Source organism: Marilutibacter maris (assembly GCF_006546735.2).
GTDB lineage: Bacteria > Pseudomonadota > Gammaproteobacteria > Xanthomonadales > Xanthomonadaceae > Marilutibacter > Marilutibacter maris.
On sequence record NZ_VICD02000344.1, the window covers coordinates 1 to 1,046 of the forward strand.

A 1,046-nucleotide genomic window follows, 5' to 3' on the forward strand; every position below is an offset into this window, starting at 1 on the left:
GCGTCGTAGCCGTAGCTTTCGATCGCGGTGTCGGTCGGGCCGTCGCGGAACGCGGTCAGCCGGCTCAGCGCGTCGTAGTCCAGGCGCACCCGCGGCGGTTCGGCACGATCGGCGCCGTGCAGGCTGCTCAGGTTGCCGACTGCGTCGAAGCGGAAGCCCAGATCCAGTCCGCCACCGCTGGTAGGCGAACCGGTGTCGGTGCTCAGGATCGACTGCGGGCGGTAGTCCAGGTCCAGCGTGCGCGACAGCGTGCGGCCGTTGCCGAAGGTCCAGGCCCCCACCGGGCCGAACGGGTACCAGCTGGCGTTGCTCAACAGCACTTCGCGGCTGCCGCCGGGTGCGGTGACGCCGATTTCGCTGGTACGGCCCTGGCCGTCGCGGACGTAGTCGACCTCGGTGCCGTCCGGATAGGTCATCAGGCTCAGCTGGCCGGCCTGGGTATAGGCGTAGCGCAGGGTGAAGGACTGGCCATTGGTAACCTGGACCTTGCGCACCAGCTGGCCGAAGCGGTCGTAGCAGTAGTCGGTGTGGCCTGAGCCGTCGCTGATCCGGCTCAGGCGGCCGATCGCGAAGGTCTCGCCGGTGGCGCAGCCGGGCTGGACGCCGTCGTAGGCATAGGCCACGTCCAGGCTGCTGTCACTGTAGCTCACCGAGGTCAGGCGGTTGAGCGCGTCGTAGCCGTAGCCGGTGGTCTCGCCGCGGGCGTCGGTCTGGCTGCTGCGGTTGCCGGCGGCGTCGTACAGGTAGGTGGTGACGCCGGTGTCCGGGCTGTCGAGCTGGGTCAGATCGCCGAGGCCGTTGTAGCTGTAGACTGTGTCCAGCCCCTTGGGGTCGGTGACCTTGGTGAGGTTGTCGAGCGCGTCGTACTCGAACGCGGTCGAAGCCTCGATGCCGCCCACGTCCTGCAGGCTGCCGATCAGGCGGTTGAGCGGGTCGTAGTCGTTCTGCGTCACCCGGCTGAGCGCGTCGGTGACCGTCTCCAGATTGCCGTTGGCGTCGTAAGTGAAGTCGGTCGGGTTGGCGCCGGCATCGGCCTGGGTCGCCAG

The 1,046-nt window shown here is 68.6% G+C and carries 1 pseudogene; it reads right to left on the bottom strand.

Annotated features, from left to right (window positions below):
- A pseudogene (locus tag FKV24_RS18950) lies at positions 1–1,046 on the bottom strand (RHS repeat protein); the annotation flags it as partial.